Raw genomic sequence first — 13,393 nt, 5'->3', positions numbered from 1 at the left:
CTGGCGCGTTTCGGTGCGACCCTCAGCGCATGCCGTGCCCGGCGCTCTGTCGTAGCGTCCAGATATGAGCAACGCCGCTCCGGAGCGCAAGGCCCCCGACCAGCCCTGGCGCACCGAGGGCACCCCGGACGACGACGGACGACGCCCCCCGGACGGCAGGCGGGCGCGCGGCCGCTGGTGGGGGCTGGCCGTCACCGCGGTGATCGTCTTCCTGCTGGTGTACGTCGGACTGAACTACCTCGGCGGGGGAGACGAGCCGACGATCTCCTACACGGAGTTCAGCAGGCAGGTCGACGCGGGCAACGTCGACAAGATCTACTCCAAGGGCGACGCCATCCAGGGCCAGCTCAAGAAGGCCCGCGACGACCCCGACGGCGGCGGCCAGTACACCAAGTTCACGACCCAGCGCCCGGCCTTCGCGGACGACGACCTCTGGCAGAGCCTGGACCGTCAGGACGTCACGGTGACGGCCCGGCCCGTCGTGCAGCAGCGCAGTCTGCTGGCCAACCTGCTCCTGTCGCTGGTGCCGATCGTGCTTCTGGTCGCCGTGTGGATCTTCTTCGCCCGGCGCTTCGGCGGCGGTCCGGGAGGCGGCGCGGGCGGCCTGCTCGGGCGCAAGACGCCGCCCAGACCGGTGGGCCTGCGGCCCGACGGCCGGCGCACCACGTTCGCCGACGTGGCCGGCATCGACGAGGTCAAGGGCGAGCTGGACGACGTCGTCGACTTCCTCGAACACCCCGAGATCTACCGCCGTATGGGCGCGAAGATGCCCCGTGGCGTGCTCCTCGCCGGATCGCCGGGCACCGGCAAGACCCTGCTGGCGCGCGCGGTGGCGGGCGAGGCCGGCGTGCCGTTCTTCTCCGCCTCGGCCTCCGAGTTCATCGAGATGATCGTGGGCGTCGGCGCGTCCCGCGTCCGTGAACTGTTCGCCGAGGCCCGCAAGGTGGCGCCCTCGATCATCTTCATCGACGAGATCGACACCATCGGGCGGATCCGCAGCGGCGGCGCCTCGGTCGGCGGGCACGACGAGCGCGAGCAGACGCTGAACCAGATCCTCACCGAGATGGACGGCTTCTCGGGGGCCGAGGGCGTCATCGTCATCGCGGCGACCAACCGCGCCGACATCCTGGACCCGGCGCTGACCCGGCCGGGCCGCTTCGACCGGGTGGTCAGCGTCTCCCCGCCGGACCGCGCCGGCCGCGAGGCGATCCTCGCCATCCACACCCGCGAGATCCCGCTCGCACCGGACGTGGACCTGGCCTGGATGGCGCGGACCACTCCCGGCATGACGGGAGCGGATCTCGCCAATCTCGCCAACGAGGCCGCGCTGCTCGCCGTGAAGCGCGCGCAGGAACAGGTGACGCAGTCCGACCTGTCCGAGGCGCTGGAGAAGGTGCAGCTCGGGGCCGAGCGCACACTGATCATGCCCGAGGAGGACCGCCGGCGCACCGCGTTCCACGAGAGCGGGCACGCCCTCCTCGGCATGCTGCAGCCCGGCGCCGACCCGGTCCGCAAGGTCACCATCGTGCCGCGCGGCCGTGCGCTCGGCGTGACCCTGTCGACCCCGGAGGTGGAGCGGTACGCGCTGTCCGAGGAGTATCTGCGCGGCCGGATCATCGGCGCCCTCGGCGGCATGGCGGCCGAACAGCTCGTCTACGGCGTCGTCACGACCGGCGCCGAGAACGACCTGGAGCAGGTCACCAACATCGCGCGCGGGATGGTCGCGCGGTGGGGCATGAGTGAACGGGTGGGCCGCCTCTCCGCCCTCCCCAACGACGCCCAGCAGGCCTACGGCCTCGCCGCCGCCCCGGCCACCCTCGACGTCATCGACCACGAGATGCGCCGCATCGTCGACGAGTGCTACGAGGAGGCCTGCCGCAAACTCCGCGACCACCGCGGACAGTTGGACGCCCTCGCCCTGGCGCTGCTGGAACACGAGACGCTCGAGGAGACGGACGCGTACCGCATCGCCGGCATCACCCGGCTCACCAAGAAGGACGCCTAGACCCGGACCCGGCCACACCCCCGGGCCCGGCCACGGGCCGTTCTCCCGACCATGGACCGCACCCGGACGCAGGCTGGTCCCGGGACGGAGGGCGGGTCGGCCGGGAGGTCGAGCCGGGCCGGGAGGTCGAGCCGGGCCGGGAGGTGGACCCGGACCGGGAAGCGGTCTGGTGGACCGCACGGCCTCCGGCGAAGGGGGCGTGCGCTCACGGGGTCCGTGCGATCAGGTACCGGAACACGTTCGGCATCCAGACCGTGCCGTCCGGCCGTCGGTACGGGTGGAGCGCTTCCGCCGTCTCCTTCTCGACCTGCGCCTGGTCGGTCGCCGCGACCGCCGCGTCGAACAGACCCGTGGAGAGCAGCCCCTTGAGGGCGCTGTCCACGTCGGCGTACCCGAACGGACAGGCCACCCGGCCCGATCCGTCCGGCCGCAGCCCGGCCCGCCGGGCGACGTCCTCGAGGTCGTCGCGGAGCGCGGGGCGCAGCCGGACCGTGCCGCGGTCCTGTTCCGCCGCCTTCGCCGCGACCCGGAGCACCGCCGTGGTGGCGCAGCGCTCGGGCGGACCCCAGCCGACGAGCACCACGGGTGCGCCGCGCCGGGCGAGCGGCGTCGCCGCCGCCAGCAGCCCGGCCAGTTCCTCCGTGTCGCCGGCCACGCGTCCGATCGGCTCGAAGGCCGTGACCAGGGTGTACGGGGGCGCCTGCGCCCCCGCCCGGTCCGTGGGCAGCCGGTCGGTGAGCCGGATGTCCGCACGCGCGTGTGCCCCCCAGCTCTCCCGCACGAGCAGCCGCTCACGCGCAAGGGCCAGCCGTGCCGGGGAGGAGGACTCGACGCCGGTGAGGGCCGCGCCTCTGGAGGCCGCCATCACGAGGGCGAGCCCGGAGCCGGAGCCGAGGGAGAGGAGCCGGGTGCCCGGCCCCACGTCCAGCCGCTCGTAGACGGCCTCGTAGAGCGGAACCAGCATCCGTTCCTGGATCTCGGACCAGTCACGCGCGCGTGCACCCAGATCCGCGCGGGGCGCCGGCCCCGCGTGAGGCAGGTGCTGTCGCACGAGCACAGGTGTCATGGAAAAGCGCCCCAATCCGCCGAGAGTCTGCTGCTGTACCCGATCAGTGGGCCCCCGTGCAGTGCTCAGGCACCGCCCCTGTATGCCAGGTAACTCCCCGTCCGCGGCCGCGTCCAGGGGTTGCGGAGCCCTGCTTGAGGACGGCATGTGCCCGTGGCGAGAATTCACATTCCGGCAACGTGGACCCGTACCATCGCGCCATGGCCAAGGCACCCGTTCTCACCCCGCGGGCGGAGGACTTCCCTCGCTGGATGTGGTCCGTTGGGAGCTGCGCCCCCGTCTGTTCCTGCGCACGTCCGAGTTCCTCTGGCAGGAGGGCCACACCGCGCACGCCACGTACGAGGAGGCCCGTGACTTCGCCGCGCGCATCCACCACGAGGTCTACGGGGACTTTCTGGAGAACGTGCTGGCGATCGACTTCGTCGCCGGCCGCAAGACGGCGAAGGAGCGTTTCGCGGGCGCCGTCAACACGCTCACCCTCGAGAGCATGATGGGCGAAGGCAAGGCCCTCCAGATGGTCACCAGCCATGAGCTGGGCCAGAACTTCGCCAAGGCCTTCGACACCCGGTACCTGTCCAGGGACGGCACGCGGGAGCTGGTCTGGCAGACCTCCTGGGGTTCGACCACCCGCATGATCGGCGCCCTGGTGATGACCCACGGCGACGACGACGGGCTGCGGGTGCCGCCGCGGCTGGCGCAGATCCAGGTCGTCGTCCTGGCGGTCAAGGACGACGAGGCGGTTCTGGCCAAGGTCCGCGAGCTCGGCGACCGGCTGACGGCGGCGGGACTGCGCGTCCGGGTCGACGACCGCACCGACGTCCCGTTCGGCCGGCGCGCGGTCGACTGGGAGCTCAAGGGCGTGCCGGTGCGCGTCGAGATCGGGCCCCGCGACCTGGCCGGCGGCACGGCGATGCTGGTCCGCCGCATCGCGGGAGGCAAGGAGCCGGTGGCGGTCGACGCGCTCGCCGATCTGCTGCCCGCCGTCCTCGAGGAGGACCAGGCGCTGCTGCTGCGGCAGTCGCGCGAGCGCCGCGAGTCGCGGACGGCCGACGTGGCGACGGTCGGGGAAGCCGTCGAGGCGGTCGGCGCCGGCGGCTGGGCGCGCCTGCCGTGGGCGGCCCTCGGCGCAGAAGGCGAGGCCGGACTGGCCGAGCAGCAGTCGCTGACCGTACGGTGTCTCGTCGCCGAGGACGGGTCGGTGCCGGACGACGAGGACGCCCCCGGTAACGTCGCGGTCGTGGCACGCGCTTACTGAGGCGGCGCCCTCCGCGCGCGAGAGCGGCCGAAACGCCCCTTGCGCCCCCGGAAGACCTCCGCGCCCCGGCGTGCGGACATGGTCTACGCGCCGGGTCGTACCGGGGACTACGCACCAGCTTGGTACGAGCTGTGAGGCTTCTCCGCAGATCAGCGCACCCGCCCTCGTCCGGACGCATCAGTGCCGACTGACGGGTACGTGCAAATTATTTGGGATGCCCCGGAATAGGAACACTGGGGCACCCCCGCTCGTTGTCATTACGTGAGCACGACACAGACACCACCAGTTCTCGCCGCAGAGCTGGCAGAGGCGTGGGCCGACATTCAGCGGTACCACCCCGAGCTGCCGGATCTCGCCGCGCCAGAGTCCCTGATCGGGGAGTCGTCGTCCGCCTGCGGTCACGAGCTCTCCTTCGAGCGACTGCTTCATGAGGCAGTCCATGGCATCGCCGCCGCCCGCGGCGTGCGCGACACCTCCCGTGCCGGCCGCTACCACAACCGCAGATTCCTCGCGATCGCCGAGGAGATGGGGCTGGACCACCCCGAGGAACCGCACCCCAGCAGCGGCTTCTCGCTGGTCACGCTCAACCCCGAGGCCAAGCGCCGCTACCGCCCGACGATCGAGCGCCTGCAGCGGGCCCTCAAGGCGCACACGGCGGCCACCTCCGCCGACACCGCCCGCACCTTCCGGGGCCCGGCCGCCCGGCACGGCTCCTCCGGCGGAGGCGTCCGCGTCAAGGCCGTCTGCGACTGCGGGCGCAACGTCCGGGTCGTGCCGTCGGTCCTGGCCCAGGCGCCGATCGTGTGCGGGGGCTGCGGCAAGCCGTTCCGGATCCCGGAGATCGTCGGCGCGGCCTAGGCGTCGGGCCCTGTTCCAGACGACCGGCCCTGGCTCCGGCCGAGGGCGGTCCGGTACCGGCATCTCGTGGCTGCCGGTCCACGACGCGGGCGGGGCGCCCGTCCGCCGCGTTCAGCAGTGCCTCCCCCGGCGCCCCACGGGCCCGGGGGACCTTCAGGGGCCGCTGCCGGACGCGGCCCGGCGCCCCGCTGCGCCGGGCCGCGCGTCCGACGCGCCCGCGCCGGGTGCCGCTCAGCCGTGCCCGGGCGCCGCCGACCCTCGGCCGAGGCGACCCGCCGGGTATGGCACAATGGTCAGCTGTACTCGACAGTCGCACAGGACCCCTCTCTCCTCCGGCTGACGCGTCCATCGGGCACTCGGGTACCGCAACCCCACGCGGCCATCTCGCCGTGCCCAACCACGTCAAGACCAGGAGACACCACTTCCGTGGCAGTCAAGATCAAGCTGAAGCGTCTGGGCAAGATCCGTTCGCCTCACTACCGCATCGTCGTCGCCGACTCCCGCACCCGTCGTGACGGCCGTGCGATCGAGGAGATCGGCAAGTACCAGCCGACGTACCACCCGTCCGTCATGGAGGTGGACGCCGACCGCGTCGCCTACTGGCTGGGTGTCGGCGCGCAGCCGACCGAGCCCGTCCTCGCCATCCTGAAGAAGACCGGCGACTGGCAGAAGTTCAAGGGCGAGCCCGCCCCGGCTCCGCTGCTCGTCGCCGAGCCGAAGAAGGCCCGCCCGTCGTTCGAGGCCCTCGGTGGCGACGACTCGGGCAAGGGTGAGGCCATCACCCAGAAGAAGAAGGCCGAGAAGAAGGACGAGGCTGCCGCCGAGTCCTCTGAGTCGACCGAGGCCTGAGCAGCATGCTCGAAGAGGCGCTTGAGCACCTCGTGAAGGGCATCGTCGACAACCCCGACGATGTGCAGGTCGCCTCGCGCAACCTGCGCCGCGGGCGGGTGCTCGAGGTCCGTGTCCACCCGGACGACCTCGGGAAGGTGATCGGCCGCAACGGCCGCACCGCACGCGCTCTGCGCACCGTCGTGGGCGCCATCGGCGGCCGGGGCGTCCGTGTCGACCTCGTCGACGTGGATCACGTCCGCTGACGCGTTTGAGCACCACCGGCTCGGGCCGGGGAAGGCCACTGGGCCGTCCCCGGCCCGCAGTCGTTACGGCACTCGTGACGACAGGCACCGACAGGCACGACAGGAGATCTTCAGAAGTGCAGCTCGTAGTCGCGCGGATCGGCCGCGCCCACGGCATCAAGGGCGAGGTCACCGTCGAGGTACGCACCGACGAGCCGGAGCTGCGGCTCGCACCCGGCGCCGTCCTGTTCACGGACCCGGCCCCGACCGGCCCGCTGACCATCGAGACCGGCCGCGTCCACAGCGGCCGCCTCCTCCTGCGCTTCGAGGGCGTGCGCGACCGCAACGCCGCCGAGGCCCTGCGCAACACCCTCCTGATCGCCGAGGTCGATCCCGAGGAGCTGCCCGAGGAGGAGGGCGAGTACTACGACCATCAGCTGATGGACCTGGACGTGGTCACCGTGGACGGCGCCGAGGTCGGCCGGATCACCGAGATCTCGCATCTGCCCTCCCAGGACCTCTTCATCGTCGAGCGGCCCGACGGCAGCGAGGTGATGATCCCGTTCGTCGAGTCGATCGTCACCGAGATCGACCTCGAGGAGCAGCGGGCGGTCATCGACCCGCCTCCCGGTCTCATCGACGACCGGGCCGAGGTGGCCGGCACCCGGGACCCGGCCGGAGAAGAGTCCTGATGCGCCTCGACGTCGTCACGATCTTCCCCGAGTACCTGGAGCCGCTGAACGTCTCCCTCGTCGGCAAGGCACGCGCCCGCGGGCAGCTCGACGTGCGGGTGCACGACCTGCGGGAGTGGACGTACGACCGGCACAACACGGTCGACGACACCCCCTACGGCGGCGGCCCCGGAATGGTCATGAAGACCGACCCGTGGGGCGACGCCCTCGACTCCGTCCTCGCCGACGGTTACGAGCGGGGCGCGCACGCCCCGGCGATCGTCGTCCCCACCCCCAGCGGCCGGCCCTTCACCCAGGAACTGGCCGTCGAGCTGTCCGGGCGCCCCTGGCTGATCTTCACGCCGGCCCGCTACGAGGGCATCGACCGGCGGGTCGTCGACGAGTACGCCGCCCGGATCCCCGTCTACGAGGTGTCCATCGGCGACTACGTGCTGGCCGGCGGGGAGGCGGCCGTCCTCGTCGTCACCGAGGCCGTCGCACGACTGCTGCCCGGCGTGCTCGGCAACGCCGAGTCCCACCGCGACGACTCCTTCGCCCCCGGCGCGATGGCCAACCTCCTCGAAGGCCCCGTCTATACCAAGCCGCCCGCCTGGCGCGGCCGGGAGATCCCCGAGGTGCTGCTCAGCGGCCACCACGGGAAGATCGCCCGATGGCGCCGTGACGAGGCCCTGCGGCGCACGACGGCCCACCGGCCCGACCTGATCGAGCGCTGCGCACCCGCGTCCTTCGACAAGAAGGACCGCGAGATGCTCTCCATCCTGGGCTGGACGCCCGACCCGGAGGGTGCGCCGTACGGCCGATTTTGGCGCAGGACCGACGGCGTGGAAGAATAGGACGCTGTTGTGCGCCGTCCGGTGTGCGCCCCTGCCGCAGGGGGACACGACGCCCGCCTCGACGGGCACACGGCACTCAATCCTCGAACATCTAGTTCCGTTGATGACCTGTGGCATCAGCGAAGAAAGCAGACGAAATGTCTCACCTGCTCGACTCCGTCGACGCCGCGTCGCTGCGCAGCGACGTTCCGGCCTTCCGCCCGGGCGACACCGTCAACGTCCACGTGCGCGTCATCGAGGGCAACCGCTCCCGTGTGCAGCAGTTCAAGGGCGTGGTCATCCGCCGCCAGGGCGCCGGCGTCCGCGAGACCTTCACGGTCCGCAAGGTCTCCTTCTCCGTCGGCGTCGAGCGCACCTTCCCGGTGCACACCCCGATCGTCGAGAAGATCGAGCTCGTGACCCGCGGTGACGTCCGTCGCGCCAAGCTCTACTACCTCCGTGAGCTGCGCGGCAAGGCCGCGAAGATCAAGGAGAAGCGCGACAACTGAGCGCCTTCCGGAGTTCGTGGAGGGGCCGGATAACATCTGGCCCCGATGGACACCGAAGCTCAGCCGACGCCGGAGCGCGATCGCTCCTCCCGCCCTTCCGTGGCCGCCGACGTCTCCCAGGAGACCGCGGACCCGCAGGGACCGGAGGGGCGGTCGCGTTTTGCGTGGGCGGGACGGATCGCGTCCTGGGTCCCCGGGGGCCGCTACAGCCTGACCGCGCTGGTCTGCCTGCTGTTTTTGCTCGTCCTCAACGCTTTCGTGGTGCAACCATTCCAGATTCCCAGCGGATCCATGGAAAACGCGTTGAGGATCGGTGACCGCGTTCTCGTAAATAAGTTGGCGTACCGTTTCGGTGCCGAGCCGCGGCGCGGCGACGTCGTCGTGTTCGACGGCACCGGGTACTTCGGGAACTCCGACTACATCAAGCGCGTCGTGGGTGTGGGGGGAGATCACGTGGTCTGCTGCGACAAGGAGGGGAGGATCCAGGTGAACGGCCGGTCGGTCGACGAGTCGACATTCCTGTATCCCGGCGACAGCCCGTCCACGGCCGCCTTCGACGTGGTCGTGCCCGACGGCGCCCTGTTCGTCCTGGGCGACCACCGCGGCCGCTCCAGCGACTCCCGCGACCACCTGGGCTCACCGGGCGGCGGCATGATCCCCGTCGACGACGTGATCGGCCGCGCCGACTGGATCATCTGGCCCTTCGCCCACCTCACCCGACTCTCGCGTCCGAGCGCCTACGCGCGCGTGCCCGGCTCGGAGGGCGCCCGTGGGTAACCGCGGCAAGCCGCGCGGCCTCTCCGACCGCGCCGCCGACAACCTCCTGCCCACCGGCGTCCGGCGCACCTCCGGTCCGGGCCCCGGCCGCTCCCGCGCGGAGCGGCGCAAGCTGCAGCGCAAGGTCAAGCGCAAGCGCAGGCGCTCGGCCGTGCGGGAGATACCGCTGCTGGTCGGCGTCGCCGTCCTGATAGCCCTGGTGCTGAAGACCTTCCTGGTGCAGGCCTTCGTGATCCCGTCCGGCTCCATGGAGCAGACGATCCGGATCGGCGACCGCGTCCTGGTCGACAAGTTCACCCCGTGGTTCGGCTCCAAGCCCGAGCGCGGCGACGTCGTCGTCTTCAAGGACCCCGGCGGCTGGCTCGACGGAGAGCAGACCACCGCCAAGAAGGCGGATCCGGTCGTCGTCAAGCAGATCAAGGAAGGGCTCACCTTCATCGGTCTGCTGCCGTCCGACAACGAGAAGGACCTCATCAAGCGCGTCGTCGGGGTGGGCGGCGACCACGTCAAGTGCTGCGACACCCAGGGGCGGGTCACCGTCAACGGCGTTCCCCTGGAAGAGGGAAGCTACCTCTACCCCGGCAACACGCCCTCGGACGACCCGTTCGACATCACCGTCCCCCAGGGGCGGCTGTGGGTGATGGGCGACCACCGGGCCAACTCCGCCGATTCCAGGGCGCATCGCAACACCGACTACGGCGGCACCGTCTCGGAGGACGAGGTGGTCGGCCGGGCCATGGTGATCGCCTGGCCCCTCGGGCACTGGATCCGTTTCAAGGAACCGCAAACTTTCTCGTCGGTGACCGGCTCGGCCGTCGCGGCGACCGCCTCCGCCCAGCCGTCGCATAGGGTTGCTTCCGACGGTCCGAACGGATCGATCGGAAGACTCCCGACCCCTGCGGAACTCCCGCTCGTTATGGGAGTGGTGGGCCTGCGTCGTATGTGGGGCAGGCAGCGGCACAAGGTGAGGAGTTGGCGTGGGGGATGTGGCGGTTGGCGCACGGTCCGGGCACGACGGCGAGGAGCACCGCGGACACCCCGTGGGCGCTGCCGACCCGGTCGCGGACAGCGCCGTGACCTCCGGGAGTGACCCCGTGGCGGGCGGCGACGGTCCGCCGTCGGACGAACCGCCCCGCACCGGCGGCGACGGTTCGGACGGCCCGGCGCCGAAGGCGAAGAAGCCCCGCTCCTTCTGGAAGGAGCTGCCGATCCTGATCGGCATCGCGCTGGTCCTCGCGCTGCTGATCAAGACGTTCCTGGTGCAGGCCTTCTCCATCCCGTCGGCCTCGATGGAGAACACCCTCAAGATCGGCGACCGGGTTCTCGTCGACAAGCTGACCCCGTGGTTCGGCTCCGAGCCGGAGCGCGGCGAGGTCATCGTCTTCCACGACCCGGACAACTGGCTCGCGGGCGAGAACACCGTCGAGCCGAACGCCTTCCAGACCGTCCTCAGCTGGATCGGCCTGATGCCGTCCGCGGAGGAGAAGGACCTCATCAAGCGGGTCATCGGCGTCGGCGGCGACACCGTCGCCTGCAAGGGCACCGGCCCGCTCACGGTCAACGGCAAGGCGCTGAACGAGCCGTACGTGTACCCCGGCAACACCCCGTGCAGCCAGGACGACCAGGGCGGTCAGTTCTCGGTCAAGGTCCCCAAGGGCTACGTCTGGGTGATGGGCGACCACCGTCAGAACTCGCGCGACTCGCGGTACAACCAGTCGGACAAGAACCACGGCATGGTGCCCGTCGACCAGGTCGTCGGCCGTGCCATCGTCAAGGCCTGGCCGATCACCCACTGGGGCACGCTGCCGGTGCCGGACACCTTCGAGCAGACCGGTCTGAACGATCGGTCCGCGGCGTCCGCGGCCCTCACCGTCGCGCCGCAGGGTCTCGCCCTCGCCGGAGTCGTACCAGTGGTCCTGTGGCGTCGCCGACGGACCGGGGACTCCGGGAACCGCTGACCGCGGGGCCCCGCGCCCCTCCCACCGGGCCCTCGTTCGGCAAACCCTTTCCCAAGCGTGTGACCTCGGCCTGCGAAGACCGGGCCGAACCGGGCGAGGCCCGGAAAGAGGGGGCTGACCGGGTTCGGTACCGCCGGGTAGGGTGCGGGTCCATGGGTGGCGAGAGCACTACACGAACGGCCCCGCGCAGCGGCGGTGGCACCAGCAGCGGCCCGGTGGGCAGCCGGACCGGACAGCGCCTGTCCGGACTGGCCGTCGCACTGGGCCTCGTGCTGTTCCTCGGCGGGTTCGCCTGGGGAGCCCTGCTCTACCGGCCCTACACCGTGCCCACCAGCTCCATGAGCCCGACGATCGCCGCCGGCGACCGCGTGCTCGCCGAGCGCATCGACGGTGGCGAGGTGCGCCGCGGGGACGTGGTCGTCTTCATCGACAAGACCTGGGTGAGCAACGCGCCCGTCGTCAAGCGCGTGGTCGCGGTCGGCGGCGACACGGTCTCCTGCTGCACCGACGGCAAGCTGACCGTCAACGGCAAGCAGATCGAGGAACCGTATCTGCCACCGGGAACGCTGGCCGAGATCAAGAACTTCCCGACCGTGACGGTCCCCGACGGCAGGCTCTTCCTCCTCGGCGACGAGCGGCAGGGCTCCCTGGACTCCACCGCCCACCTCACCGACGCGGCCCAGGGCACGGTGGCCCGCAGCGCCGTCAAGGCCCGTGTCGAGGCGGTCGTCTGGCCCATGAACGGCATGCTGAAGCGCCCCACGGGCTTCGAGGACCTCGGCGCCCTCTCCGAGCCGGGCCCGCTGGGCACGATCGGCTGGCTGATCGTCGCCGGCGCGGCGCTGGTGCTCGGTGGCGGCGCGTACGGCCCGATCGCCAAGCGGACGGGCCGCCGCCGCACCCGGCCGGAGTCCGCCGGTGCCCGCTGAGCCGGCGCCCGCCGAGCCGGCGCCCGCCGAGCCGGCGCCCGCCGAGCCGGCGCACGAGCCGACCGGCGCGGACGCCGACTCCTACGAGGGCGGGCTGCGCAGGGTGGCACGGGTCGTCCTCCTCGATCCGCAGGACCGCATCCTGCTGCTGCACGGGCATGAACCGGACGACCCCGCCGACCACTGGTGGTTCACGCCCGGCGGCGGCGTGGAGGGCGACGAGACCCGTGAGGAGGCCGCACTGCGGGAACTCGTCGAGGAGACCGGCATCACCGAGGTCGATCTCGGTCCGGTGCTGTGGCGGCGGATGTGCTCCTTCCCCTTCGCGGGCCGCCGCTGGGACCAGGACGAGTGGTACTACCTCGCCCGGACGACGGTCACGGCGACCCGGGCGACGGCCCTGACCGAGTTGGAACGGCGCAGTGTCGCCGGAGCGCGCTGGTGGACGTGTCAGGAACTGACCCAGGCACATGAGACGGTGTATCCGACCAGACTCGCCGAGCTGCTGCGCAGGCTGCTCGACGAAGGTCCTCCGGCCGGACCGGTGACCCTTGACACGGAAATCGTCTAGGGCCGCTCGGGACTGGCGCACAATGGGGGGATCGCACGGCTGAAGGGGAACATGCCATGAGCGCCGAGGACCTCGAGAAGTACGAGACCGAGATGGAGCTGAAGCTCTACCGGGAGTACCGCGATGTCGTCGGTCTGTTCAAATACGTGATCGAGACCGAGCGTCGTTTCTATCTGACCAACGACTACGAGATGCAGGTGCACTCGGTCCAGGGCGAGGTGTTCTTCGAGGTGTCGATGGCCGACGCCTGGGTGTGGGACATGTACCGGCCGGCCCGCTTCGTGAAGCAGGTGCGGGTCCTCACGTTCAAGGACGTGAACATCGAGGAGCTGAACAAGAGCGACCTGGAGCTTCCGGGGAGCTGAGTCGTGCCGTCCCGCCGGGCGCCCCGGCGGGTCCGGCTGAAACGGATTCCCCCGGACGGGTGACGGGGTTCTCCACAGTGGCCGGCGTGTCCACCAAGATCCTTCCGGTGGCGGCGGATGCGTGAGCGTGGGTGCCGGAGGTGGTGCCGACATGAACGCACAACGGGCACGTGGAGCACTCGGCAGGTACGGCGAGGAGCTGGCCGCCCGGCGGCTGGCCGAGGCAGGGATGACGGTCCTGCGGCGCAACTGGCGCTGCGGCAGGAGCGGCGAGATCGACATCGTCGCGCGGGACGGCGACATGCTGGTGGTCTGCGAGGTGAAGACCCGCAGGGACGGCGGCTTCCAGCACCCGATGGCGGCGGTGACGCCCAAGAAGGCTCAGCGCCTGCGCGGGCTCGCCGAACGATGGATCCAGGCACACGGCGGAGCCCCGCCGGGCGGCGTCCGGATCGACCTGGTCGGCGTGGTCCTGCCGCGCCGCGGAGCCGCCGTCGTGCAGCACGCGCGGGGGGTGGCCTGA

15 protein-coding genes and 1 pseudogene are annotated in these 13,393 nt (G+C 71.3%); 15 read left to right on the top strand and 1 reads right to left on the bottom strand.

Features of this window, described 5'->3' with window-relative positions:
- Positions 1-64: 64 nt before the first annotated feature.
- Positions 65-2,005, top strand: a complete 1,941-nt coding sequence (ftsH, locus tag OHS82_RS13645) for an ATP-dependent zinc metalloprotease FtsH (RefSeq protein WP_057580516.1) — start codon at positions 65-67, stop codon at positions 2,003-2,005.
- Between the two features lie 205 nt (positions 2,006-2,210).
- On the opposite strand, the gene OHS82_RS13640 is transcribed toward ftsH, so the two are convergent.
- Positions 2,211-3,071, bottom strand: coding sequence for an SAM-dependent methyltransferase (locus OHS82_RS13640; protein ID WP_079041370.1), 861 nt, complete (start codon positions 3,069-3,071; stop codon positions 2,211-2,213).
- A gap of 250 nt (positions 3,072-3,321) precedes the next feature.
- On the opposite strand from OHS82_RS13640, the pseudogene OHS82_RS13635 reads away from it, so the two are divergent.
- The 14 genes and pseudogenes from OHS82_RS13635 to OHS82_RS13570 all read left to right on the top strand — a co-directional run.
- Positions 3,322-4,326 (top strand): annotated as a pseudogene (locus OHS82_RS13635) (His/Gly/Thr/Pro-type tRNA ligase C-terminal domain-containing protein); the annotation flags it as partial.
- A 261-nt stretch (positions 4,327-4,587) separates the two neighbouring features.
- The gene (locus OHS82_RS13630; RefSeq protein WP_057580519.1) at positions 4,588-5,184 is read left to right on the top strand and encodes a hypothetical protein; all 597 of its coding nucleotides are present in this window, start codon (positions 4,588-4,590) and stop codon (positions 5,182-5,184) included.
- Between the two features lie 426 nt (positions 5,185-5,610).
- The gene (gene rpsP / locus OHS82_RS13625) at positions 5,611-6,033 is read left to right on the top strand and encodes a 30S ribosomal protein S16 (protein WP_057580520.1); all 423 of its coding nucleotides are present in this window, start codon (positions 5,611-5,613) and stop codon (positions 6,031-6,033) included.
- 5 nt (positions 6,034-6,038) lie between these two features.
- Entirely contained in the window at positions 6,039-6,278 is a 240-nt protein-coding gene (locus OHS82_RS13620; RefSeq protein ID WP_003973401.1) for an RNA-binding protein, read from the top strand.
- 116 nt (positions 6,279-6,394) lie between these two features.
- Positions 6,395-6,949 carry a ribosome maturation factor RimM gene (gene rimM, locus OHS82_RS13615; protein WP_057580521.1) on the top strand — a complete coding sequence of 185 codons (555 nt, stop codon included), beginning with the start codon at positions 6,395-6,397 and terminating at the stop codon, positions 6,947-6,949.
- The gene (gene trmD / locus OHS82_RS13610) at positions 6,949-7,782 is read left to right on the top strand and encodes a tRNA (guanosine(37)-N1)-methyltransferase TrmD (protein WP_057580522.1); all 834 of its coding nucleotides are present in this window, start codon (positions 6,949-6,951) and stop codon (positions 7,780-7,782) included. Before rimM ends, trmD begins: the two co-directional genes overlap by 1 nt.
- Positions 7,783-7,919: 137 nt before the next feature.
- Complete coding sequence (gene rplS, locus OHS82_RS13605; RefSeq protein WP_020128707.1) at positions 7,920-8,270, top strand: 50S ribosomal protein L19; 351 nt, start codon at positions 7,920-7,922, stop codon at positions 8,268-8,270.
- A 45-nt stretch (positions 8,271-8,315) separates the two neighbouring features.
- Positions 8,316-9,047 carry a signal peptidase I gene (gene lepB / locus OHS82_RS13600; RefSeq protein ID WP_057580523.1) on the top strand — a complete coding sequence of 244 codons (732 nt, stop codon included), beginning with the start codon at positions 8,316-8,318 and terminating at the stop codon, positions 9,045-9,047.
- A complete protein-coding gene (gene lepB, locus OHS82_RS13595; RefSeq protein ID WP_328433924.1) occupies positions 9,040-10,137 on the top strand; it encodes a signal peptidase I in 1,098 nt (365 codons plus the stop codon). The genes lepB (OHS82_RS13600) and lepB (OHS82_RS13595) overlap by 8 nt, the downstream gene beginning before the upstream one ends.
- Positions 10,025-11,005, top strand: coding sequence for a signal peptidase I (lepB, locus tag OHS82_RS13590; RefSeq protein ID WP_057580525.1), 981 nt, complete (start codon positions 10,025-10,027; stop codon positions 11,003-11,005). The genes lepB (OHS82_RS13595) and lepB (OHS82_RS13590) overlap by 113 nt, the downstream gene beginning before the upstream one ends.
- Before the next feature lie 152 nt (positions 11,006-11,157).
- Complete coding sequence (gene lepB, locus OHS82_RS13585) at positions 11,158-11,934, top strand: signal peptidase I (RefSeq protein WP_057580526.1); 777 nt, start codon at positions 11,158-11,160, stop codon at positions 11,932-11,934.
- A gap of 94 nt (positions 11,935-12,028) precedes the next feature.
- Positions 12,029-12,505 (top strand): NUDIX hydrolase, encoded by a 477-nt coding sequence (locus OHS82_RS13580; RefSeq protein WP_057580578.1) that lies wholly within the window; start codon positions 12,029-12,031, stop codon positions 12,503-12,505.
- Between the two features lie 56 nt (positions 12,506-12,561).
- Positions 12,562-12,870 carry a DUF2469 domain-containing protein gene (locus OHS82_RS13575; protein ID WP_005311352.1) on the top strand — a complete coding sequence of 103 codons (309 nt, stop codon included), beginning with the start codon at positions 12,562-12,564 and terminating at the stop codon, positions 12,868-12,870.
- Positions 12,871-12,991: 121 nt separating this feature from the next.
- Positions 12,992-13,393 (top strand): YraN family protein, encoded by a 402-nt coding sequence (locus OHS82_RS13570; protein ID WP_079041371.1) that lies wholly within the window; start codon positions 12,992-12,994, stop codon positions 13,391-13,393.

The organism is Streptomyces sp. NBC_00425, assembly GCF_036030735.1.
Taxonomy (GTDB): domain Bacteria; phylum Actinomycetota; class Actinomycetes; order Streptomycetales; family Streptomycetaceae; genus Streptomyces.
Note: the sequence above shows the minus strand (reverse complement) of the source record. Positions and strands in the feature narration are given on the sequence as shown.

Coding starts and splice junctions, on each gene's coding strand:
- ftsH (WP_057580516.1), top strand. CDS start 65: ATGAGCAACGCCGCTCCGGAGCGCAAGGCCCCCGACCAGCCCTGGCGC.
- OHS82_RS13640 (WP_079041370.1), bottom strand. CDS start 3,071: ATGACACCTGTGCTCGTGCGACAGCACCTGCCTCACGCGGGGCCGGCG.
- OHS82_RS13620 (WP_003973401.1), top strand. CDS start 6,039: ATGCTCGAAGAGGCGCTTGAGCACCTCGTGAAGGGCATCGTCGACAAC.
- trmD (WP_057580522.1), top strand. CDS start 6,949: ATGCGCCTCGACGTCGTCACGATCTTCCCCGAGTACCTGGAGCCGCTG.
- rplS (WP_020128707.1), top strand. CDS start 7,920: ATGTCTCACCTGCTCGACTCCGTCGACGCCGCGTCGCTGCGCAGCGAC.
- lepB (WP_057580523.1), top strand. CDS start 8,316: ATGGACACCGAAGCTCAGCCGACGCCGGAGCGCGATCGCTCCTCCCGC.
- lepB (WP_057580526.1), top strand. CDS start 11,158: ATGGGTGGCGAGAGCACTACACGAACGGCCCCGCGCAGCGGCGGTGGC.
- OHS82_RS13575 (WP_005311352.1), top strand. CDS start 12,562: ATGAGCGCCGAGGACCTCGAGAAGTACGAGACCGAGATGGAGCTGAAG.